Consider the following 230-nt stretch of genomic DNA (forward strand, 5'->3'; position numbering starts at 1 on the left):
CATGAGCGCGCTTCTCATCATCGTGGCGATTACGATCGTGGCGCTCGCGCTCGGCATGCGCGCGCGGCGCGGCCACGACATGAATCTCGAACAGTGGTCGGTGGGCGGACGCAGCTTCGGCACCGCGTTTGTTTACCAGCCGATGGCGGCCGAGATCTACACCACGTTCACGTTTCTCGGCGGCAGCGGCTTCGCGTACGGCAAGGGCGCGCCCGTCTATTACATCCTCG

1 pseudogene is annotated in these 230 nt (G+C 64.8%); it reads left to right on the forward strand.

The features are described 5' to 3' along the window. Position 1 precedes the first annotated feature (1 nt). Positions 2-230: pseudogene (locus tag SB751_RS35945) on the forward strand (sodium:solute symporter family protein); the annotation flags it as partial.

The organism is Cupriavidus sp. SIMBA_020, from assembly GCF_046535395.1.
GTDB lineage: Bacteria > Pseudomonadota > Gammaproteobacteria > Burkholderiales > Burkholderiaceae > Cupriavidus > Cupriavidus campinensis.